This window comes from Streptomyces sp. NPDC088915, assembly GCF_044749825.1.
Taxonomy (GTDB): domain Bacteria; phylum Actinomycetota; class Actinomycetes; order Streptomycetales; family Streptomycetaceae; genus Streptomyces.
Map to the genome: position 1 here is coordinate 15045 of NZ_JBIVIR010000007.1, position 20452 is coordinate 35496.

The 20452-nt window shown below is 71.8% G+C and carries 20 protein-coding genes; 6 read left to right on the plus strand and 14 right to left on the minus strand.

Annotation, left to right across the window (positions count from 1 at the left end; all coding sequences use genetic code 11):
• Positions 1 to 55 precede the first annotated feature (55 nt).
• The gene (locus ACIP5O_RS14420) at positions 56 to 898 is read left to right on the plus strand and encodes a hypothetical protein (protein ID WP_401292760.1); all 843 of its coding nucleotides are present in this window, start codon (positions 56 to 58) and stop codon (positions 896 to 898) included.
• A gap of 139 nt (positions 899 to 1037) precedes the next feature.
• Positions 1038 to 1223: a hypothetical protein gene (locus ACIP5O_RS14425; RefSeq protein WP_125667292.1), complete on the plus strand. Its 186-nt coding sequence runs from the start codon at positions 1038 to 1040 to the stop codon at positions 1221 to 1223.
• 30 nt (positions 1224 to 1253) lie between these two features.
• On the opposite strand, the gene ACIP5O_RS14430 is transcribed toward ACIP5O_RS14425, so the two are convergent.
• Complete coding sequence (locus tag ACIP5O_RS14430; protein ID WP_401292763.1) at positions 1254 to 1688, minus strand: metal-sensitive transcriptional regulator; 435 nt, start codon at positions 1686 to 1688, stop codon at positions 1254 to 1256.
• 192 nt (positions 1689 to 1880) lie between these two features.
• On the opposite strand from ACIP5O_RS14430, the gene ACIP5O_RS14435 reads away from it, so the two are divergent.
• Positions 1881 to 2501, plus strand: coding sequence for a DUF47 family protein (locus ACIP5O_RS14435; protein WP_365548667.1), 621 nt, complete (start codon positions 1881 to 1883; stop codon positions 2499 to 2501).
• A gap of 6 nt (positions 2502 to 2507) precedes the next feature.
• Entirely contained in the window at positions 2508 to 3506 is a 999-nt protein-coding gene (locus ACIP5O_RS14440; RefSeq protein WP_356542916.1) for an inorganic phosphate transporter, read from the plus strand.
• A 94-nt stretch (positions 3507 to 3600) separates the two neighbouring features.
• Here ACIP5O_RS14440 and pstB read toward each other — a convergent pair whose 3' ends face one another.
• From pstB to mshD, 11 genes are all read right to left on the minus strand, one after another.
• Positions 3601 to 4377 (minus strand): phosphate ABC transporter ATP-binding protein PstB, encoded by a 777-nt coding sequence (gene pstB / locus ACIP5O_RS14445; protein WP_386364402.1) that lies wholly within the window; start codon positions 4375 to 4377, stop codon positions 3601 to 3603.
• Between the two features lie 51 nt (positions 4378 to 4428).
• On the minus strand, positions 4429 to 5502 hold the full coding sequence (pstA, locus tag ACIP5O_RS14450; RefSeq protein ID WP_401292766.1) for a phosphate ABC transporter permease PstA: 1074 nt from the start codon (positions 5500 to 5502) through the stop codon (positions 4429 to 4431).
• Positions 5499 to 6473: a phosphate ABC transporter permease subunit PstC gene (pstC, locus tag ACIP5O_RS14455; protein WP_401293502.1), complete on the minus strand. Its 975-nt coding sequence runs from the start codon at positions 6471 to 6473 to the stop codon at positions 5499 to 5501. Before pstC ends, pstA begins: the two co-directional genes overlap by 4 nt.
• 110 nt (positions 6474 to 6583) lie before the next feature.
• Positions 6584 to 7726: a phosphate ABC transporter substrate-binding protein PstS gene (gene pstS, locus ACIP5O_RS14460; RefSeq protein WP_401292768.1), complete on the minus strand. Its 1143-nt coding sequence runs from the start codon at positions 7724 to 7726 to the stop codon at positions 6584 to 6586.
• Between the two features lie 543 nt (positions 7727 to 8269).
• Positions 8270 to 8683, minus strand: a complete 414-nt coding sequence (locus ACIP5O_RS14465) for an NUDIX hydrolase (protein ID WP_401292771.1) — start codon at positions 8681 to 8683, stop codon at positions 8270 to 8272.
• A complete protein-coding gene (locus ACIP5O_RS14470) occupies positions 8680 to 9663 on the minus strand; it encodes a CHAD domain-containing protein (RefSeq protein ID WP_401292773.1) in 984 nt (327 codons plus the stop codon). Before ACIP5O_RS14470 ends, ACIP5O_RS14465 begins: the two co-directional genes overlap by 4 nt.
• Positions 9650 to 11878 carry an RNA degradosome polyphosphate kinase gene (locus ACIP5O_RS14475; RefSeq protein ID WP_401292776.1) on the minus strand — a complete coding sequence of 743 codons (2229 nt, stop codon included), beginning with the start codon at positions 11876 to 11878 and terminating at the stop codon, positions 9650 to 9652. Before ACIP5O_RS14475 ends, ACIP5O_RS14470 begins: the two co-directional genes overlap by 14 nt.
• A 208-nt stretch (positions 11879 to 12086) precedes the next feature.
• Entirely contained in the window at positions 12087 to 13052 is a 966-nt protein-coding gene (locus ACIP5O_RS14480) for a hypothetical protein (protein WP_401292778.1), read from the minus strand.
• A complete protein-coding gene (locus ACIP5O_RS14485; protein ID WP_401292780.1) occupies positions 13049 to 13888 on the minus strand; it encodes an ATP-binding cassette domain-containing protein in 840 nt (279 codons plus the stop codon). Before ACIP5O_RS14485 ends, ACIP5O_RS14480 begins: the two co-directional genes overlap by 4 nt.
• Positions 13885 to 14283 carry a GntR family transcriptional regulator gene (locus tag ACIP5O_RS14490; protein ID WP_356543408.1) on the minus strand — a complete coding sequence of 133 codons (399 nt, stop codon included), beginning with the start codon at positions 14281 to 14283 and terminating at the stop codon, positions 13885 to 13887. The genes ACIP5O_RS14485 and ACIP5O_RS14490 overlap by 4 nt, the downstream gene beginning before the upstream one ends.
• Before the next feature lie 89 nt (positions 14284 to 14372).
• Positions 14373 to 15299, minus strand: a complete 927-nt coding sequence (gene mshD, locus ACIP5O_RS14495) for a mycothiol synthase (RefSeq protein ID WP_401292782.1) — start codon at positions 15297 to 15299, stop codon at positions 14373 to 14375.
• Between the two features lie 157 nt (positions 15300 to 15456).
• Here mshD and ACIP5O_RS14500 point away from each other — a divergent pair, with 157 nt between their 5' ends.
• Complete coding sequence (locus ACIP5O_RS14500; RefSeq protein WP_401292785.1) at positions 15457 to 17286, plus strand: bifunctional metallophosphatase/5'-nucleotidase; 1830 nt, start codon at positions 15457 to 15459, stop codon at positions 17284 to 17286.
• Positions 17287 to 17392: 106 nt separating this feature from the next.
• Positions 17393 to 18247 carry a phosphatidylinositol-specific phospholipase C domain-containing protein gene (locus ACIP5O_RS14505; RefSeq protein ID WP_401292788.1) on the plus strand — a complete coding sequence of 285 codons (855 nt, stop codon included), beginning with the start codon at positions 17393 to 17395 and terminating at the stop codon, positions 18245 to 18247.
• Here the strand turns inward: ACIP5O_RS14505 and ACIP5O_RS14510 are convergent.
• Complete coding sequence (locus ACIP5O_RS14510; RefSeq protein ID WP_401293504.1) at positions 18212 to 19636, minus strand: ATP-binding protein; 1425 nt, start codon at positions 19634 to 19636, stop codon at positions 18212 to 18214. The two genes, ACIP5O_RS14505 and ACIP5O_RS14510, sit on opposite strands and share 36 nt — an antisense overlap.
• A gap of 83 nt (positions 19637 to 19719) precedes the next feature.
• Positions 19720 to 20445 carry a response regulator transcription factor gene (locus ACIP5O_RS14515; protein WP_401292791.1) on the minus strand — a complete coding sequence of 242 codons (726 nt, stop codon included), beginning with the start codon at positions 20443 to 20445 and terminating at the stop codon, positions 19720 to 19722.
• Positions 20446 to 20452 lie beyond the last annotated feature (7 nt).

Below are 20452 nucleotides of genomic sequence, written 5' to 3' on the forward strand. Positions count from 1 at the left end.
CGGGACGAGAGGGGCCCCGGGCGGACGGCGGTGAGGCGTGGGGGGTTGGCAGACGATGACGGTTCAGGAGTACGGGCGTCCGCACGGCCGGGGGAGCGGGACCTTCGCCGCCACCGTCGTCCTGGTCGGCTCCCTCGTCGGGTCCGCCGCCGTCTCCGGCTGCGCCGCGTCCCAGGACCCGAAGTCCGCGTCCGATCCCGCGCTCGCCGTGCGGGGCGCCGCCGACGCGCTGGCGCGGGCCGGCACCGCCAAGGCCAGCACCGCCATGGAGATGGCCTCGGGCGGGACCCGGGTCACCATCCGGGGCGAGGGCGGCTACGACTTCCGGCGCCGGACCGGCCACCTCCAGGTGGTGCTGCCCCGGGACCCGGCCGGTACGAGCGGCCACCGGCCGATCACCGAACTCCTCACCCCCGGCGTCCTCTACATGAAGAACCGCGGGGCCGGGGTGCCCGCCGACAAGTGGGTCCGCGTCGACACCACCGCCCTCGACGACGGGAACCTCGTCACGGGCGGCGCCACCGACCCGGCCGCCGCGGCCGAACTGCTGCGGGGCGCCCGGGAGGTCACGTACCTCGGCGAGACCGACCTCGCGGGGGAGAGGGTCGGCCACTACCGGGGGGTCGCCGACATCGCGCGCGCGGCCCGGGCCGCGTCGCCGCAGGTGCGCGGGGCGCTCGCCGCGGCGGCGAAAGGGTTCTCCGACGACGCGGTGCCGTTCGACGCGTACCTGGACGGGGAGGGGCGGCTGCGGAAGGTCCGCCACCGGTTCAACTTCAGCAACCAGGGCCGCACGGTCGCCGTCTCCTCGACCACGCTGCTCTACGGCTTCGGGGTCCCCGTCCGGGTCGTGCTGCCGGACCGCCGGGACCTCTACGACGGGAAGGTCGAGACCTGACCCGCCCGTGCCCCGGCCCCACCTCGGGCGACGGTGGCACGGGCCATCGGCAAATGGTCCGGACGTGTCATGCGCGGTGCGTGGCTCCGTACCTACGCTGGGAGACCGCTGGGAGACCGACGCCGGCAGGAAGAGGTGGATGCGCGTGGCCCCGCCCGGTACCGCGACCGTGCCCGCAGACCAGGAGCGCGTCGCCCTCGCCGAGATAGAGCTGTGCGGCGAGCTGATCATCGCCGCCTCCGCCGCCGACGGGGAGCGGCTCAGCGCCGACCGGATAGACGAGGTCCTGAGGGTGGCGGCGGAGCGGACCGCACGCGGCCGCTGATCCCGCCGGCCCCGCTCCGGCCCCCGTACCTCAGGTGCGCATCATGCGGGCGATGGCCTTCGTGGCCTCCTCGACCTTGGCGTCCACGTCGTCCCCGCCCTTGGCCGCCGCGTCCGCGACGCAGTGCCGCAGGTGCTCCTCCAGGAGCTGGAGCGCGAAGGACTGGAGCGCCTTCGTGGAGGCGGAGACCTGCGTGAGTATGTCGATGCAGTAGACGTCCTCGTCGACCATCCGCTGGAGGCCCCTGATCTGGCCCTCGATCCGGCGCAGGCGCTTGAGGTGCTCGCTCTTCTGGTGGTGGTAGCCGTGCACGCCGCGCTCGTGGGCGGTCGCCCCCGAGGTCGCCCCCGCAGTCGCCGCCGCGGTTGTTTCGGCAGTCGCCGCGGCGGTCGTTCCGGCGCTCTCGACGGGGCCGACGGGCTCGACGGTCTCGGGGGTCACCTGGTCCGCCTCGGTGGTCGTCATCGCGTCCTCCCGTTGTCCAGAAAGGGGGTGTATACCCCTCGTGGGTATATGGTACCGATCCCCGCCGAACCGGGCGGGGGCCCGTGCAGATCACTGTGCCCGATGGGCGACACTGAGAGGACGCCGGTTAGCCGTGGCCGGATGATGCGCCTAGCATCAGCCTGACCCAACCCAGCACCCCGAGGACCTCACGTGCGATTTCGTCTGACCCCCAGGGAGACGAGCTTCTACGACATGTTCGCCGCGTCCGCGGACAACATCGTCACGGGCTCGAAGCTCCTGATGGAACTGCTCGGGGCGGAGCCTTCCGCCCGGGCCGAGATCGCGGAGCGGATGCGGGCAGCGGAACACGCCGGCGACGACGCCACCCACGCGATCTTCCACCAGCTCAACTCCTCCTTCATCACGCCGTTCGACCGCGAGGACATCTACTCCCTGGCCTCGTCCCTCGACGACATCATGGACTTCATGGAGGAGGCCGTCGACCTGGTCGTCCTCTACAACGTCGAAGAGCTCCCCAAGGGCGTCGAGCAGCAGATCGAGGTCCTGGCCCGGGCGGCGGAGCTGACCGCCGAGGCCATGCCGAACCTGCGGACGATGTCCAACCTCACCGAGTACTGGATCGAGGTCAACCGGCTGGAGAACCAGGCCGACCAGATCCACCGCAAGCTGCTCGCCCAGCTCTTCAACGGCAAGTACGACGCCATCGAGGTGCTGAAGCTCAAGCAGATCGTGGACGTCCTCGAGGAGGCGGCCGACGCGTTCGAGCACGTGGCCAACACGGTGGAGACCATCGCGGTCAAGGAGTCCTGAGGCTTCGTGGACACCTTCGCCCTGATCGTGACCATCGGCGTCGCGCTCGGCTTCACGTATACGAACGGATTCCACGACTCCGCCAACGCCATCGCCACCTCGGTGTCGACCCGGGCGCTGACGCCCCGGGCGGCCCTGGCGATGGCGGCGGTGATGAACCTCGCGGGCGCCTTCCTGGGCCAGGGGGTCGCCAAGACCGTCAGTGAGGGGCTCATCGCGACCCCCACCGGCGACAAGGGGATGGGCATCCTCTTCGCCGCGCTCGTGGGCGCGATCATCTGGAACCTGGTCACCTGGTACTTCGGCCTGCCGTCCTCCTCCTCGCACGCGCTCTTCGGTGGCATGGTGGGCGCGGCGCTCGCCGGCGGCACCGAGGTGATCTGGGGCGGGGTGCTCGACAAGGTCGTCATCCCCATGTTCGTCTCGCCGGTGATCGGTCTCGTGGCCGGTTACCTGGTGATGTGCGCGATCATGTGGATCTTCCGCAAGGCCAACCCGCACAAGGCGAAGCGCGGCTTCCGCATCGCCCAGACGGTGTCGGCGGCCGGCATGGCGCTCGGCCACGGCCTCCAGGACGCCCAGAAGACGATGGGCATCGTGGTGATGGCCCTGGTCATCGCCGACGTGCAGGAAGCGGGCGACGACATCCCGGTGTGGGTGAAGATCGCCTGCGCCCTGATGCTCTCCCTCGGTACGTACGCGGGCGGTTGGCGCATCATGCGGACGCTCGGCCGGAAGATCATCGAACTGGACCCGCCGCAGGGCTTCGCGGCGGAGACCACGGGCGCGTCGATCATGTTCGGCTCGGCGTTCCTGTTCCACGCGCCGATCTCGACCACGCACGTCATCACCTCCGCGATCATGGGCGTGGGCGCGACGAAGCGCGTCAACGCGGTCCGGTGGGGCGTCGCCAAGAACATCATCCTCGGCTGGTTCATCACGATGCCGGCGGCGGCGATCGTCGCGGCGCTGAGCTACTACGTGGTGCAGCTCGTCTTCGGCTGAGTGCTTCCGTACGGAAACGGGCCCGGCTCCCCTCGTGGGGGAGTCGGGCCCTTCGTCGTGCGGTGGCACCGCCATGCAGCACCGCAGGACGGTCTTATCCGAAGCGGCCGGAGATGTAGTCCTCGGTCGCCTGGACGCTCGGGTTGGAGAAGATGCGCTCCGTGTCGTCCAGCTCGATCAGCTTGCCGGGCTGGCCGACGGCCGCCAGGTTGAAGAAGGCGGTGCGGTCGGAGACGCGGGCGGCCTGCTGCATGTTGTGCGTCACGATGACGATCGTGAAGCGCTCCTTCAGCTCGCCGATCAGGTCCTCGATGGCGAGGGTGGAGATCGGGTCGAGGGCCGAGCAGGGCTCGTCCATCAGCAGGACGTCGGGCTCGACCGCGATGGCGCGGGCGATGCACAGGCGCTGCTGCTGGCCGCCGGAGAGGCCGGAGCCCGGCTTGTTCAGGCGGTCCTTGACCTCGTTCCAGAGGTTGGCGCCCTTGAGGGACTTCTCGACGATGTCGCTGAGCTGCGACTTCTTGTAGCTGCCGTTCAGGCGCAGGCCCGCCGCCACGTTGTCGAAGATCGACATGGTGGGGAAGGGGTTCGGGCGCTGGAAGACCATGCCGACCGTGCGGCGCACGGCGACCGGGTCGACGTTCGTGCCGTACAGGTTCTCGTCGTCCAGCATCACCTTGCCCTCGACGCGGCCGCCGGGGGTGACCTCGTGCATGCGGTTCAGGGTGCGCAGGAAGGTGGACTTGCCGCAGCCGGAGGGGCCGATGAAGGCCGTCACGGAGCGGGGCTCGACGGTCATCGAGATGTCGTCGATCGCCTTGTGGGCGCCGTAGTAGGCGGAGAGGCCGCTGACGTCGATTCGCTTGGCCATGGGGATCACTTCCTTATTGCCGCCACGCGGCGTCAGCCGCATGTCAGATGCTTAGCGGCTGGTCTTCGGGGCCTTCCAGCGGGCGATGCCGCGGGCCACCAGGTTGAGGATCATGACGAAGGCGATCAGGACGAGCGCGGCGGCCCAGGCGCGGGCCACGGCGGCGTCGGTGCCGACCGCGTACTGCTCGTACACGTAGAGCGGCAGGGAGGACTGGGCGCCTTCGAAGGGGTTCGGGTTGATGAGCTTCGTACCGAACACGAGGAGCAGGACGGGGGCCGTCTCGCCGGTGATGCGGGCGACCGCGAGCATGACGCCCGTGGTGATGCCGCCGATCGCGGTGGGCAGGACCACCTTCAGGATGGTGCGCCACTTGGGGATGCCGAGGGCGAGGGAGGCCTCGCGGAGCTCGTTCGGGACGAGCTTGAGCATCTCCTCGGTGGAGCGGACCACGACCGGCATCATCAGGATGGCGAGGGCCATCGCGCCGGCGAAACCGGAGGGCCCGAAGCCCAGGATCAGGTTCCAGGTGGCGAGGATGAAGAGGCCCGCGACGATGGACGGGATGCCCGTCATGACGTCGACGAAGAAGGTGACGGCCTGGGCGAGCCTCCCGCCGCCGTACTCGACGAGGTAGACCGCGGTCAGCAGGCCGATCGGGGCGGCGATCAGGGTCGCGATGCCGACCTGCTCGATGGTGCCGAGCAGCGCGTGGTAGACGCCGCCGCCGGCCTCGGCGTCGAGGACGCCGTTCATCGAGTGGGTCAGGAAGTAGCCGTCGAGGACGGCCGCGCCCTTGCTGATCGTGACCCAGGCGAGGGAGAGCAGCGGGACGACGGCGAGGACGAAGCAGACCCAGACGAGGCTGGTGGCGACGCGGTCCTTGGCCTGGCGGCTGCCCTCGACCTTGGTGGTCAGGGCGTACGTGACGAGGACGAAGAGCAGGGCGGAGATCAGGCCCCACTGCACCTTGCTGTGCCAGCCGGCGGCGAGGCCGGTGCCGACGCCCGCGAGGACGGAGCCGACGGCGACGGCCGCCGGGGTCCAGCGGGGGAGGCGGGCGTGGGAGAGGGACCCGCGGCGCGGGGCCACCGAGAGCGGACGGTCCTGAATGGCGTGGCTCATGCCGCTGCCCCCGAGTACTCCTTGCGGCGGCCGATGATCCAGCGGGCCGCGCCGTTGACGAGCAGGGTGATGGTGAAGAGGACGAGACCGGACGCGATGAGGGCGTCCCGGCCGTACTCGTTGGCCTCGTTGAACTTGGCGGCGATGTTCTGGGCGAAGGTGCCGCCGCCCGGGTCGAGCAGGTGGCCCGAGACGAGGAAGCTGGGGGAGAGGACCACGGCGACGGCCATGGTCTCGCCGAGCGCGCGGCCGAGGCCCAGCATGGAGGCGGAGATGATGCCGGAGCGGCCGAAGGGCAGCACCGACATGCGGATGACCTCCCAGCGCGTGGCGCCGAGGGCGAGGGCGGCCTCCTCGTGCATCTTCGGGACCTGGAGGAAGACCTCGCGGGTCACGTTGGTGATGATCGGGAGGATCATGATCGCCAGGAGGATGCCCACGGTGAAGAGGTTGCGGGCGACGCCGTCCTGCGACTTGTCGAAGACGTACGTCCAGCCGAGGTACTGGTCGAGCCACTCGTTCAGGCCGGCCAGGTAGGGGACGAGGAAGATCGCGCCCCAGAGGCCGTAGATGATGCTGGGCACGGCGGCGAGCAGGTCGACCACGTACGCGAGCGGCTTGGCGAGCCGGCGCGGGGCGTAGTGCGAGATGAAGAGGGCGATGCCGATCGCGACCGGCACGGCGATGACCATCGCGACGACCGACGAGACGACGGTGCCGAAGGCGAGGACGGCGATGCCGAAGACCGGCGGGTCGCCGGCCGGGTTCCACTCGAAGGTGGTGAAGAAGTTCGTGCTGTCCTTCGAGATGGCGAGGACCGCGCGGTAGCTGAGGAAGACCGCGATCGCGGCCATGATGACGAGGAGGGTGATGCCGGAACCCCGGGAGAGGCCGCTGAAGACGCGGTCTCCGGGGCGGGAGGCGCTCTTGGCGCTCCGGCTCCTCTTGAGCTCTGGTGTGGTGGTGGCCATCTGCTTCTCCGGTCTGCGGGGCCGGTACGGGTCGTACGGCTCCTGGCGGCGGTGCACCGGATGCCGGGCCGGCCCCTGCACGGGAGGTCAGGGGCCGGCCCGGTCGGGGGTCAGGACAGGGTGGGGACGATCGTGCGGACCTTGGCGGCGATCTCGGCCGGGAGCGGGGCGTAGCCGGCGTCGGCGAGGACCTTCTGGCCCTCCTCGCTCACGGTGTAGTTGAGGAAGGCCTTCAGGGTCGGCAGGGTCTCCGCCTTGTTGCCCTTGTCGCAGGCGATCTCGTACGTGACGAGGACGATCGGGTAGGCGCCCTCGGCCTTGGTGGCGTAGTCGAGGGAGAGGGCCAGGTCGCTGCCGGTGCCCTTGACCTTGGCGGCGGCGATGGCCTTGGAGGCGTTCTCCGAGGAGGCGGCGACCGGGGCGGAGGCGCCGGTGTTGATGGCGACCGTGGAGATGTTGTTCGCGGTGGCGTACGAGAGCTCGAAGTAGCCGATGGAGCCCTCGGCGTCCTTGACCGCGGTGGCGACGCCGGAGGAGCCGTTGGCGGCCTGGCCGCCCTGGGCGGGCCACGACTTCGACTTCGGGTCGTGCTTCCAGTCGGCCGCGGCGGCGGTCGAGAGGTACTTGCCCAGGTTCTGGGTGGTGCCCGACTCGTCGGAGCGGTGGAAGGCCTGGATGGTGGAGTCGGGGAGCTTGGCGCCCGGGTTCAGCTTGGCGATCGCCGGGTCGTTCCACTTGGTGATCTTGTTGTCGAAGATCTTGGCGATGGTGGAGGCGTCCAGGACCAGGTTGTCCACGCCCTCCAGCTTGTAGCCGATGGCGATGGGGCCGCCGACCATGGGCAGGTTGACGCCCTTGCCGCCCTTGCAGATCTTCTGGGACTCGGCGACCTCTTCGTCCTTCAGGGCGGAGTCGGAGCCCGCGAAGGCGACCTGGCCCTGGTTGAACTTGGTGATGCCGCCGCCGGAACCGATGGCCTGGTAGTTGATCTCGACGCCGGAGCAGGCGGCCTGGAAGTTCTTGACCCACAGGTCCATCGCGTTCTTCTGCGCGCTGGAGCCGGCGGCGAGGAGCTGGCCCTTGGCGCCCTCACAGGCGATGTTCGAGGCGGCGGCCGAGGACTTGGTGTCGCCGTCCTTGGCCGGGGTCTCCGTGTTGTTGTCCGAGCCACACGCCGAGAGGACCAGGGCGCCGGAGACGACGAGGGCACCGATCGCGGAGGCGCGAAGCCCGTTCTTGCGCGAAAGCTTCACTTTCGGGTGTTCCTTCCAGAAGCCGCCCTGTCGCGGACCGAGTGTCCTGAACGTTCTGCGGCGGCGTGTGTCGGTTTGGCGGGTGCTTCACTGTGCTCCGAGCACCTCGTAAGGCCGAAATTAGGCAGAACAGGTGAAGCGGTCGACGGGGGAGGGTGAACGGGAAGTGAACCGTGCCGGAAGCCCGGGTGCGGGGCCCTTGGGCGGGCGGCGGCGGGGTGGAGGTGCGGGGTGGCTGACCGCGGTCGGGGTGTTTCCGGCCTCCGGCCGGGAGGGTTTTCCCACCCGCACCGCCCGTGCGGGTGGGAGGGCAGAGGTGCGGGTCTTCCCGTGGGCGGTGCTCGCCGTCGGCGGCGGGACGGTTGCGTGGGGGTGTCACCCCGGGTGGACCGGTCGTGGGGTGGGACCGTCTCGGGGGTGGGCCGGTCGTGGGGCAGGGGTGCCTCGGGGGTGGGTCGGCCGTGACGAGGGGTGTCCCGGTGGTGGGTCTGGCCGCGTGGGGGGGGGCGTCTCGGGGGTGGGTTCGCCGTGTGGTGGGGCGTTTCAGAAGTGGGTCGTCGTCAGGGCCTCGGCCAGGAGGGTGCGGTCCCTCGGTTGGGTGAGGTGGGGGCGGGCCAGGGGCGGGGGGAGCCAGAGGAGGGTGTCGATCTCGTGGTTGGGGGTGAAGGTGCCGTCGAGGGCGCGGGCCGACCAGTAGGCGACCTCCTTGGGGCGGTCCGCCACCGTGTAGCGGACCGTGGACAGGCGGGGGCCGAGCTCGCAGCGCCGGCCCGTCTCCTCCAGGACCTCGCGCAGCGCGCACTCCTCCGCCGTCTCGCCGCGCTTCAGCTTCCCCTTCGGGTGCGACCAGTCGTCGTACTTCGGCCGGTGGACCAGTGCGATCTCGATCCCCCGGCCCGAGGGCGACGGGCGCCACAGGACGCAGCCCGCCGCCAGGACCGGGGTCGGGGCCGTCATGGGACCGGGGCCGTCGTTCTGCGCCAGGCGCGCTGGAAGGCGAAGCGGGCGGCCTCGACCTCGTGGCGCTGGTCGGCGTGGAGGACGCCGAGGGCGTAGGCGGTCGCCGGGGCGATGCGGGGGGTGCGGGCGGCGGCGGACGCGGCCGCCGCGGCCTCGGCGGCGTCGCGGTGCCGGTCCAGGGCGCGGGCCGCCTCGTACAGGACGGGGTCCGGCTCGCCCCCGGCGTGCAGGGCCTCGGTGGCGTACCGGTGCAGGCGCAGCAGCAGCCGGGTCTGGTGCCAGGGCGCGTCCTGGGTCTCGCCGGCGGCGAGGGCGAGGGCGTCGGCGTTGTACGGGTGGGCCGCCCGGGTCAGCGGGAGGGCGGCGACCGCGTCCAGGAAGCGCCTTTCGGCCACCCCGGCGGAGGCGTCCAGGACCTCGGCGGCGGGCGCGGCGGAGGCGGGCCCGAGCGGGACCTCCGAGGCCAGGAGGGCGACGGCGTCCGCGACCGCGTGGAAGCGGGAGGAGCCGAGCGCCTGGAGGGCCGCCGAGTGGGCGCGCGTACGGGCCAGGGTGAGCTGGCGCTCCAGGAGGGCGCCGGCCCGGGCCGCGCCGACCGAGAGCCCGGCGGACTCGCTGCCGCGGGCGGCGGGGACGGGCCCGCCGCCGTTCGACAGGCGGGACAGCGCGTCCACCAGGCGGACCAGGCGCGAGGTGCAGGCCTGCTCCACGGCCAGGGTGCCCGAGAGCCAGGCCAGCTCGGTGCGCAGCTCGTCGGCCCAGGCGGCGTCGAGCAGCGGCCGGAAGGTGTGGAGGGTGCCGCCGATCCGGCGGGCGGCGGCCCGCAGCGTACGGGCCGCCTCCTCCGACCCGGCGCTGTCGGAGCCGCTCTCGCCGTGCAGGCGCAGGCCGCGGAGGAAGTCCGCGGCCCGGGCATGGAGGTACGGGGCCAGGACCTCGCCCGCCGTGACGTCCTGCGACTGGTCAGGGTTGTGCACGCCTGCGCCTCCGCGCGTCGATGAGCATCTCCTGGACGTGCCGCAGGGGCCGTCCCTCGGGGTCGGTCGCGTGCCGCGTCCAGTTCCCGTCCGGGCCGAGGTGCCAGGAGGAGGTGGTGTCGGACATCCCGGTCTCCAGGAGCCGGGTGAGGGCCGCCCGGTGCCCCGGGTCGGAGACCCGTACGAGGGCCTCGATCCGGCGGTCCAGGTTGCGGTGCATCATGTCGGCGCTGCCGAACCACACCTCGGGCTCGCCGCCGTTGCAGAAGGCGAAGATCCGGGAGTGCTCCAGGAAGCGGCCGAGGACCGAGCGGACCCGGATGTTCTCGGAGAGGCCGGCGACCCCGGGCCGTACGGCGCAGATGCCGCGGACCCAGATGTCGACGGGGACGCCCGCCCGCGAGGCCTGGTAGCAGGCGTCGATGACGGCCTCGTCGACCATCGAGTTGACCTTGATCCGCACGTACGCGGGCCGCCCCGCGCGGTGGTGGGCGATCTCCTTGGTGATCCGGGAGACCAGGCCGTCGCGGAGCGACTTCGGGGCGGTCAGCAGGCGCCGGTAGGTCTCGCGCCGCGAGTAGCCGGAGAGCCGGTTGAAGAGGTCGGAGAGGTCCGCGCCGACCTGCGGGTCGGCGGTGAGCAGGCCGAGGTCCTCGTAGAGCCTGGCCGTCTTGGGGTGGTAGTTGCCGGTGCCGACGTGCGAGTACCGGCGCAGGAGCTCGCCCTCCTGGCGCACCACCAGGGACAGCTTGCAGTGGGTCTTGAGGCCGACGAGGCCGTAGACGACGTGGCAGCCGGCCTCCTCCAGCTTGCGCGCCCACTTGATGTTGGCCTGCTCGTCGAAGCGGGCCTTGATCTCGACGAGGACGAGGACCTGCTTGCCGGACTCGGCGGCGTCGATGAGGGCGTCCACTATCGGGGAGTCGCCGGAGGTCCGGTACAGCGTCTGCTTGATCGCGAGGACGTCCGGGTCGGCCGCCGCCTGCTCCAGGAAGGCCTGGACGGAGGTGGAGAACGAGTCGTACGGGTGGTGCAGGAGCACGTCCCGCTCGCGCAGCGCGGCGAAGACGTCCGGCGCGGACGCGGACTCGACCTCGGCGAGGTCCCGGTGGGTGCCGGCGACGAACGTCGGGTACTTCAGCTCCGGCCGGTCCTGTCCGGCGATCCGGAAGAGGCCGGTCAGGTCGAGCAGGCCGGGCAGCGGGTAGACCTCGGCGTCGGAGACCTTCAGCTCGCGCACGAGCAGGTCGAGGACGTACGGGTCGATGGACTCCTCGACCTCCAGGCGGACCGGCGGGCCGAAGCGGCGCCGCATGAGCTCCTTCTCCAGGGCCTGGAGCAGGTTCTCGGCGTCGTCCTCCTCGACCTCCAGGTCCTCGTTCCTGGTCACCCGGAACATGTGGTGCGCGAGCACCTCCATGCCGGGGAACAGCTCCTCCAGGTGCGCGGCGATGACGTCCTCCAGGGGGACGTACCGCTGCGGGGAGGCCTCCAGGAAGCGGGAGAGCAGCGGGGGCACCTTCACGCGCGCGAAGTGGCGGTGGCCGCTGACCGGATTGCGCACGACCACGGCGAGGTTGAGCGAGAGTCCCGAGATGTACGGGAAGGGGTGGGCCGGGTCGACGGCGAGCGGGGTGAGGACGGGGAAGACCTGCTGGCGGAAGAGGGTGAAGAGCCGGGCCTGCTCCTTCTCCGTGAGCTCGGGCCAGCGGATCAGGTGGATGCCCTCGTCGGCCAGGGCCGGGGCCACGTCCTGCTGGTAGCAGGCGGCGTGCCGGGCCATGAGCTCGCGCGAGCGGGTCCAGATCAGGTCGAGGACCTCGCGGGGCTGGAGGCCGGAGGCGGAGCGGGTGGCGACGCCGGTGGCGATGCGGCGCTTGAGGCCGGCGACCCGGACCATGAAGAACTCGTCGAGGTTCGAGGCGAAGATCGCGAGGAAGTTCGCCCGTTCGAGGAGGGGGGTCGTGGGGTCCTCGGCGAGTTCGAGGACGCGCTCGTTGAACGCGAGCCAGCTGCGCTCCCGGTCGAGGAACCGCCCCTGCGGCAGTTCGTCGCCGAGCGCGCCGTCGCTCTCGTACGCGTCGGGATCGGTGTCCAGACCGGAGTCGAGGTCGGTGACCGCCTGGGAGCGGTGCGCGGCTATGGATCCGAGGGAGGCGGAGGACGCGGAGGCGGCGGAGGGCTGGACCGGGACCTCGGCGGGCTGCTGGCTCATGACCCCATTCTTCCGCGCGGGGGGCTGCTCGGGCGCGTCGGAGCGGGCCGCGGGGGAGGGGAGCCTCCCTTTGGGAAGGCCGGACACGGAGCGCTTCATTGCGTGAGCGTCGCAAGCGCTTCTGAATGGCCGGTAACGACGACATGACGTACGGGAATCGGGGGCGGGGCCGTGTGCGGGCCCCGCGCCCGATTCTTCTTGCGGAGGGTTACGGGTGGCGGGCGCGCAGGACGCGGAAGGCGACGAGGGTGGCGAGGGCGGCGAGGGCGAGGCAGATGCCGGACTCGACGAGCTGGAGCGGCCAGTAGTGCGAGGCGGGGTGGATGTCGACGAACTCGACGACCCCGCCGCGGTCGGTCATGCACTGCCGGACGTTCTGCGGGCGCACGGCGATGCAGTCGTCCCAGAGGAGGCGCTCGCCGGACGAGGTGAGCATGCCGCTGTCCAGGCGCCACACCTCGCCCTTGGGCGATACGGGCCCGGTCAGGGTCCGGATGGGCCAGAGATCGGCACGCAACCGGGCGAGGACGGCCACGGCCGCGCCGGTGAGCAGGGCGGTGACGCCCATGGCGATGACGGTGCGCCGTACGAGGACTCCGACGGCCGTGCCCAGGCCGAGACCCAGCAGTGCGTGCGCCGTCGGCACGATGCCGAACGAGACGAACATGGTCGGGTCGTACCAGTAGGTGGGGTAGTCCTCGGCGGGACCCGTCGACCAGGACCAGTAGAAGACCAGGCTCAGCAGCGGGACCACCGTGAGGGCGAGGGCGGCGGGCGCCGCCGTCTTCGCCGCGAGCCAGCGTGCCGGACTGACGGACTGCGTCCATGCCAGCTTGTACGTCCCGGTCTCCAGCTCGCGGGCGAGCATCGGGCCCGCGACGAAGGCCCCGAGGAGCACGGGCAGGACGAGCATGCCCAGGGCGGTGTACTCGACGAGGTGGCGGGCGAGCCACTGGTCGTCGGCGTAGTCGCGGGCGTGCTGGAAGCAGGACGGGTCCAGGCTGTTGTAGGCGCAGCCCGTCGCGCGCAGCGTTTCCACCGTGCTGTCGGACCACAGCCGTGAGGTGATCAGGACCGCCACCGCCGCACCGGCCAGGGCGAGGGCGATCCACAGGACCCGTCGGTGCTGCCGGGATGTCACCCAGTAGGGGCCTTTGAGGGCGAGGGCGGTCATGCGGGGGCCCCCTCGGGGGTGCGGAGGTGGGCGAGGAGGAGTTCTTCCAGGGAGGGTTCGGTGGTCTCCCAGAGGCCCTCGACCGGGCCCTCGCGGCGGATCAGGGCGGTGAGCTGGCGACCGGTGGTGCGGGAGTCGACCACCGTGTGCGGGGCGAGGTCGGCGACCGGGCCGGTCAGCAGGGTGTGCGCGGCGATCAGTTCGTCGATCGGGCCGTCGAGGCGGATCCTGCCGTCCTGCACGAGCAGCAGGTGGTCGCAGACGCCCTCCAGCTCGGTGAGGATGTGCGACGACATGACGACGGTGGTGCCGTGCTCGGCGGCGTCGGCCATGAGGGCGCCCATGAGTTCGTGCCGGGCGAGCGGGTCGAGGTCGGCCATCGGCTCGTCGAGGAGGAGGACTTCGGGACGCTTGCCGAGTGCGAGGGCGAGCGCGAGACGGGTGCGCTGGCCGCCGGAGAGGGAGCGGACCCGCGCCTTCGACGGCAGGGGGCCCGCGGCGACGATGCTCTCGGCGACGGCCGCGTCCCAGCGGCCCGGGTTGAGCTCACGGCCCATCCGCAGTGTTTCCGCGACGGTGAGCTGTCCGTACAGGGGCTTGTCCTGAGCGACGTACGCGAGGCGTTCCCTCGGAGGTGCTTCGATCCGGCCCTCCGTGGGCCGCAGCAGGCCGGCGGCCAGCGCGAGGAGGGACGACTTGCCCGCTCCGTTCGGCCCGACGACGGCGACGACCCGGCCGGCGGGCAGGGCGAAGGTGCAGTCCCTCAATGCCCGGGCCCCGCCGCGCCGGCGGTAGTGCAGGCCGAGTCCTTCGGCCTCGATGACCGGATCGGTCATTCCTCCCCCTTGGATGGTGCGTCCGTGAAGTGCTGGTCCAGTACGGATGTGAAGAGCGCGGCCACGTCCTCCCGTTCGAGTCCCTCCGCCCGCGCCCGGCGTGCCCAGTCGGTGAGTTCGCCGCGCAGCGGCGAGTCGGCCGGGTGGGTGCCGAGGGTGGCGCGGACGAAGGTGCCGAGGCCGCGGCGGGCCTCGACGAGGCCTTCGCGTTCGAGTTCGCGGTAGGCCTTGAGGACCGTGTTGGGGTTGATGGCCGTCGCCTCGACGACCTCGCGTGCGGTGGGCAGTCGGTCGCCCGGCTCCAGGAGGCCCATGCGGAGGGCCTGTTTCGTCTGCTGGACGATCTGGAGGTAGGTGGCGACGCCACTGCGCCGGTCGATGCGGTACTCGACCACGATCCCTTCCACCACCCTTTCACTAATCAAGTAGTGAAAGGGTGGTGGAAAGAAGGGGGCGGTGTCAACCGCCCCCCGGGAAGAAGGACTTACGACTCCGTGCGGTACATCAGGTCCACCTCGTGCGTGGCGAAGCCGAGCCCCTCGTACACCCGCACCGCCGCCGAGTTGTCCCCGTCCACGTACAGCATCGCCGTCGGCAGCCCCTGCGCCGCCAGGTGCCGCAGGCCGATCGCGGTGAGCGCCTTGCCGAGGCCGCCGCCCTGGGCCTCGGGCAGGATGCCGACCACGTACACCTCGCCGAGCTGCTCCTCGGCGTGCGTCTTCGTCCAGTGGAAGCCGACGAGCCGCCCGTCCTCCTCCGCGAGGAAGAAGCCCTTCGGGTCGAACCACGGCTCGGCGGTCCGGTCGTCCAGGTCCCGCTGGGTGAGCGAGCCCTGCTCGGGGTGGTGGGCGAAGGCGGCGGCGTTGACGGCGAGCCAGGCCGCGTCGTCCTGCCCGGGGACGAAGGTGCGGACGGTGACGCCCCCGGGCAGCACCGGCTCGGGGAGGTCGAGCGGCACCAGGGACCGCCGCAGCTGGCGCAGTTCGCGGAAGAGGGCCAGGCCGAGGACCTGTGCCAGGTGCCGGGCGGCCGGCTTGCCGCCGTGCGCCCAGACGCGCAGCCGCTTGCCGGAGGCGTCGAGCAGGGCGGTGCCGAGCGCCCGGCCGTGCCCGCGCCCGCGCCGGTCGGGGTGGACGACCAGCTCGGCGGCCGGGGCCTCGATCGGGTCGGTCTCCTCCAGCTGGGCGTAGCCGTAGAGGTGGGGGCCGACGGTCAGCAGGAAGTGCCGCACGCCCTCGCGCCGGCCGTTGCGCAGGTAGAGCCGCCCCTGCTCGGACACGGCGTGCATCCCGTCGGCCCGGTCCGCGGCCTCCAGGAGCTCCGCTACGTCCCGGACCTGCTCGGGCGTGAGCTCGTCGTACGTGTGGATCTGCCGTCCGGGTTCGAGGGCCGGCGCCGTGTCGGAAGTCATGGCACGAGCCTACGGCGGCCCGTCGCCGCCCGGTGGAAAGCGGGCGGCAACCGTCTTGTAATCCACACCCCCCTGTTGCGCTACGCGCGTTGACCCTAGGCTGCACCGGCATACGGGAAGTGCGTCCCGTAGAGGCGAAAAAGGGAACAGAGGGCAGATGGCAGCGACACCGAGGAAGAACAGGACGGCGCGGCGGGTCCTCGCCGCGGGGGCCGGGCTCGTGACGGTCGGGGCGCTCGTCGCCGCGATGCCGTCGGCCGGCGCGGCCGGTGACCGGTTCGGCGGCGGACACGGCCACGGGCACGACAAGGGGAAGGGCCGCCTGGTCGACGTCCAGCTGCTCTCCTTCAACGACCTGCACGGCAACCTGGAGCCGCCGACCGGTTCCTCCGGGCAGGTCACCCGCTTCAAGGCGGACGGCACCACCGAGAAGGTCGACGCGGGCGGCGTCGAGTACCTGGCCACGCACCTGCGCCAGGCCCGCGAGGGGAATCGTTACTCCGTCACGGCGGCGGCCGGTGACCTCATCGGCGCCTCGCCGCTGCTGTCCGGGCTCTTCCACGACGAGCCGACCGTCGGGGCGCTGAACAAGCTGGACCTCGACGTCACCTCCGTGGGCAACCACGAGTTCGACGAGGGCGCCGTCGAGCTGGCCCGCATGCAGAACGGCGGCTGTCACCCGACCGCCGGCTGCTTCGTCCAGGGCAAGAAGTTCAAGGGCGCCGACTTCCCCTACCTCGCGGCCAACGTGACGAAGGAGAAGACCGGGAAGCCGCTGCTCGACCCGTACTTCGTCTGGGAGAAGGACGGCGTCCGGATCGGCTTCATCGGCGTGACCCTGGAGGGCACCCCGAACATCGTCACCGCCGAGGGCGTCAAGGGCCTGAAGTTCGGCGACGAGGTCGAGACCATCAACAAGTACGCGAAGGTCCTGGAGCGCAAGGGCGTCAAGTCCATCGTCGCCCTGGTCCACGAGGGCGGGGCCCCGGCCTCCGACGCGTACGACTACGACTGCGACAGCCCCGGTCCGGGCGACGGCATCTCCGGCCCGATCACCGAGATCGCCAAGAAGGTCTCGCCGCAGGTCGACGCGCTCGTCACCGGCCACACGCACCAGGCGTACGTGTGCACCGTCCCCGACCCGGCGGGCAAGCCGCGCCTGGTCACCTCGGCGTCCTCGTACGGCAAGCTCTACACGGACACCACGCTGACCTACGACCGGCGCACCAAGGACATCGTGCGCACGGCGGTCGCCTCGGCCAACCACGTCGTCTCGCGCGACGTGCCGAAGGCCGCGGACATGACGAAGCTGATCCAGGACTGGACGGCGCTCGCGGCCCCGATCGCCAACCGCCCGCAGGGCTGGATCGCCGCCGACATCAACGGCCGCGGCTCCACGGCGTACGAGAAGCCGCTCGGCGACGTGATCGCCGACGCGCAGCTGGAGGGCCTGGCCCCGGCGGACAAGGGCGGCGCGCAGCTGGCCCTGATGAACCCGGGCGGCATCCGGTCCGACCTGGTGCGCAAGGCGTCCGGCGCCGAGGGCGACGGCGTGGTGACGTACGGCGAGTCCTTCACCGTGCAGCCCTTCACCAACATGATGAACGTGGTCGACCTGACCGGCGCGAACCTGATCGCCGCCCTGAAGCAGCAGGTCAGCGGCGCCAACCTGAACTCGGTCAAGATCCTCCAGGTCTCGAAGGGCTTCACGTACACGCTCGACACGACCAAGGCGGGCGCGGACCGCGTCGTCGAGGATTCGGTCAAGCTGAACGGTGAGCCGATCGACCCGGCGAAGACCTACCGCGTCGCGATGAACGAGTTCCTCACGGGCGGCGGCGACGGCTTCCCGGCCCTGGCCACCGGCACCAACAAGCTGGTCGGCCCCTCGGACCTGGACGTCTTCAACGCCTACCTGGCGGCCCACTCCTCGGCGACGTCCCCGCTGGCCGTCCCGGCCGCGGACCGCATCACCGTCGTCAAGTAAGCACCACGAGAGGGGCGGCGGGCCGTTTCGGCGGGCCGCCGCCCCTCCTTTTTCCTTCCTCCGCACCCTGGCAGGATTTGAAGTGAACCTGTCATAGTGCGGTGCCATGGACCGACGACGATTCCTCGTGGGAGCCCTGGCCGCCGGGGCCGGAGTGGTGCTCGGGGCGCCCGCCGCCTCGGCCGTGGACGTGCGGGCGTGGATGGGCGCGCACGGGGACGGGACCGAGCTGACCCGGCTCACCATCCCCGGCACGCACGACTCCGGCGCCCGGTTCGGCGGGCCCTGGAGCGAGTGCCAGAACACCACGGTCGCCCAGCAGCTGGACAGCGGCATCCGCTTCCTGGACGTGCGGTGCCGGGTGACCGGGGGGTCGTTCGCGATCCACCACGGAGCCTCGTACCAGAACACGATGTTCGGCGACGTGCTCGTCGCCTGCCAGGCCTTCCTCGCCGCGCACCCCTCCGAGACCGTCCTCATGCGGGTCAAGCAGGAGTACTCCGAGGAGTCCGACGCCACCTTCCGGGCGATCTTCGACGACTACCTCGATCGGCGCGGCTGGCGCTCCCTCTTCCGCATCGGCGACCGGCTGCCGCTCCTCGGCGAGGCCCGCGGGAAGGTCGTCCTCATCGCCGACAACGGCGGACTGCCCGGCCTGAAGTGGTGGGACGGCTCGCAGATCGCCCTCCAGGACGACTGGAACGCGCTGCCCGACGCCAAGTACCCCAAGGTCCAGGCCCACTTCCGGGCCGCCGTCGCCCAGCCGGGGCGGCTCTACGTCAACTTCGTCAGCACCTCCGCGTACCTCCCGCCCCGCTGGAACTCCGACCGGCTCAACCCCCGCGTCCACGGCTTCCTCGACGGCGCCGAGCTGGCCGGCCGGACCGGGCTCGGGATCGTCCCCCTGGACTTCCCGAACACCCGGTCAGGCCTGGTCGAGGCCCTCCTCCGGCACAACTGAGGCCCCGGAAGCCCCGCCCGGCGGCGGCGTCGGCGCCCCCGGCAGCCGGACCGCCGCCACCGTCCCGCCGCCCTCCGCCGGGGCCAGCGCGACCGTGCCGCCCGCCTGCCGGACCGTACGGGCCACGATCGACAGGCCCAGGCCCGAGCCCGGCAGGCTGCGGGCCGACGGCGAGCGCCAGAAGCGGTCGAAGACGTGCGGCAGCTCGTCCGCCGGGATGCCCGGACCGTGGTCGCGGACCGTCAGTTCGCCCCGCATGAGGGTCACCTCGACCGTGCCCCGGGGCGGCGAGAACTTCACCGCGTTGTCCAGGACGTTCACCAGGGCCCGTTCGAGCGCCGCCGGCTCCGCCCGTACGTACCAGGGCGCCAGGTCCGTCACGAAGGTCAGCTCCGGGCCGCGCAGCCGCGCCCGGTCCAGGGCCGCCCGCAGCACCGTGTGCAGCGGCACCACCTCCAGGGGCGCCGACCGCCCCGCGTCCGGCCGGGCCAGCTCCTGGAGGTCCCCGATCAGCGACGCCAGCTCCGTCATCTGCGCCTTCACCGAGGCCATCAGGGCCCGCCGGTCCTCCGGCGGGATCGCCCGGCCCGTCTCCTCGCTCCGCGCGAGGAGCTCGACGTTGGTGCGCAGCGAGGTCAGCGGCGTCCGCAGCTCGTGCCCCGCGTCCGCGATCAGCCGCGCCTGGAGGTCCCGGGAGGTCGCGAGCGCCGCAGTCATCGCGTTGAACGAGCGCGAGAGCCGGGCGATCTCGTCCTCGCCCTCCACCGGGATGCGGACCGTCAGGTCCTCGGTCGCCGCCACGTGCTCGACGGCCCCGGTCAGCCGGTTCACCGGCTCCAGACCGGTCCGCGCCACCCACAGGCCGGCCGCGCCCGCGCCGACGACCCCGATCCCGGAGACCAGGAGCAGCACCCAGCGCAGCGTGGACATCGAGTTGTCGATCTCGGCGAGCGGCCGGGCGAGGGAGACCGCGACCCCGGGCGTCCTCTCCTGCGGATAGGTGTAGACGCGCATCTCGCGCCCGTCGGCGTCCTTCACCGTGTGCAGGACGTCCTCCAGACGCCCCTGCGCCACCGCGAGGTCGCCGCTGCCGACGGGGATCGCGGCCTCGCCCGACGTGCACACGCTCCCGTCGGCGAGGATCACCCGCACCGTGTACGAGCCCGCCACCGACGGCGGCGTGGTGCCCTGGCGGCAGAACGACAGGATGTTCTGCGCCCCGCCCGGGTCGAGCCGGGTGGAGCTCAGCGAGGAGTCCAGCTCGGCCTCCAGCTGCTCCCGCGTCACGAACCAGCACGCCAGCGACACCGCCGCCACCGCCACCGCCACCGCGACGGCGGTGAGCAGGGCGAGCCGGGAGCGCAGCGGCCGGGAGCGGAACCAGGCCAGGGGACGGAGACGGGGGCCGGACGGGACAGCCGGCGGGGTGGCGGGCGCGGGCGGCGCGGCGGGCCCGCGCGGGGGAACCGTCGTCACTCCCCGCCCCCTCCGCGCAGCGCGTACCCCACGCCCCGCACCGTGTGGACCAGGCGCGGCTCGCCGCCCGCCTCCGTCTTGCGCCGCAGGTACATCACGTACACGTCGAGCGAGTTCGAGCTCGGCTCGAAGTCGAAGCCCCACACGGCCTTGAGGATCTGCTCGCGGGTCAGCACCTGGCGCGGGTGCGCCAGGAACATCTCCAGGAGCGTGAACTCGGTCCGCGTCAGCTCCACGGTCCGGCCGCCCCGGGTCACCTCGCGGGTGGCCAGGTTCATCCGCAGGTCCTCGAAGGAGAGGACGTCGTCGGCCGGGGCGGCGGACGTCGACGCCGCGTACGAGCTGCGGCGCAGCAGGGCCCGGATGCGGGCGAACAGCTCGTCCAGCTCGAAGGGCTTCACCAGGTAGTCGTCCGCGCCCGCGTCGAGCCCGGTGACCCGGTCGCCGACGGTGTCGCGGGCGGTGAGCATCAGGATCGGCACGGTCGAGCCGGACGCCCGGATGCGGCGGGCCGCCGTCAGGCCGTCCATGCGGGGCATCTGCACGTCGAGGACGACGAGGTCGGGGGCGTACGCCTCCATGGCGGCGAGCGCGTCCAGACCGTCGACGGCGTCCCGCGTCCCGTACCCCTCGAAGGCGAGGCTGCGGCGCAGGGCCTCCCGGACGGCGGGCTCGTCGTCGACGATGAGGATCCGCTCGGCTTCGTTCTGCTGTCCCGTCATGGGGGCA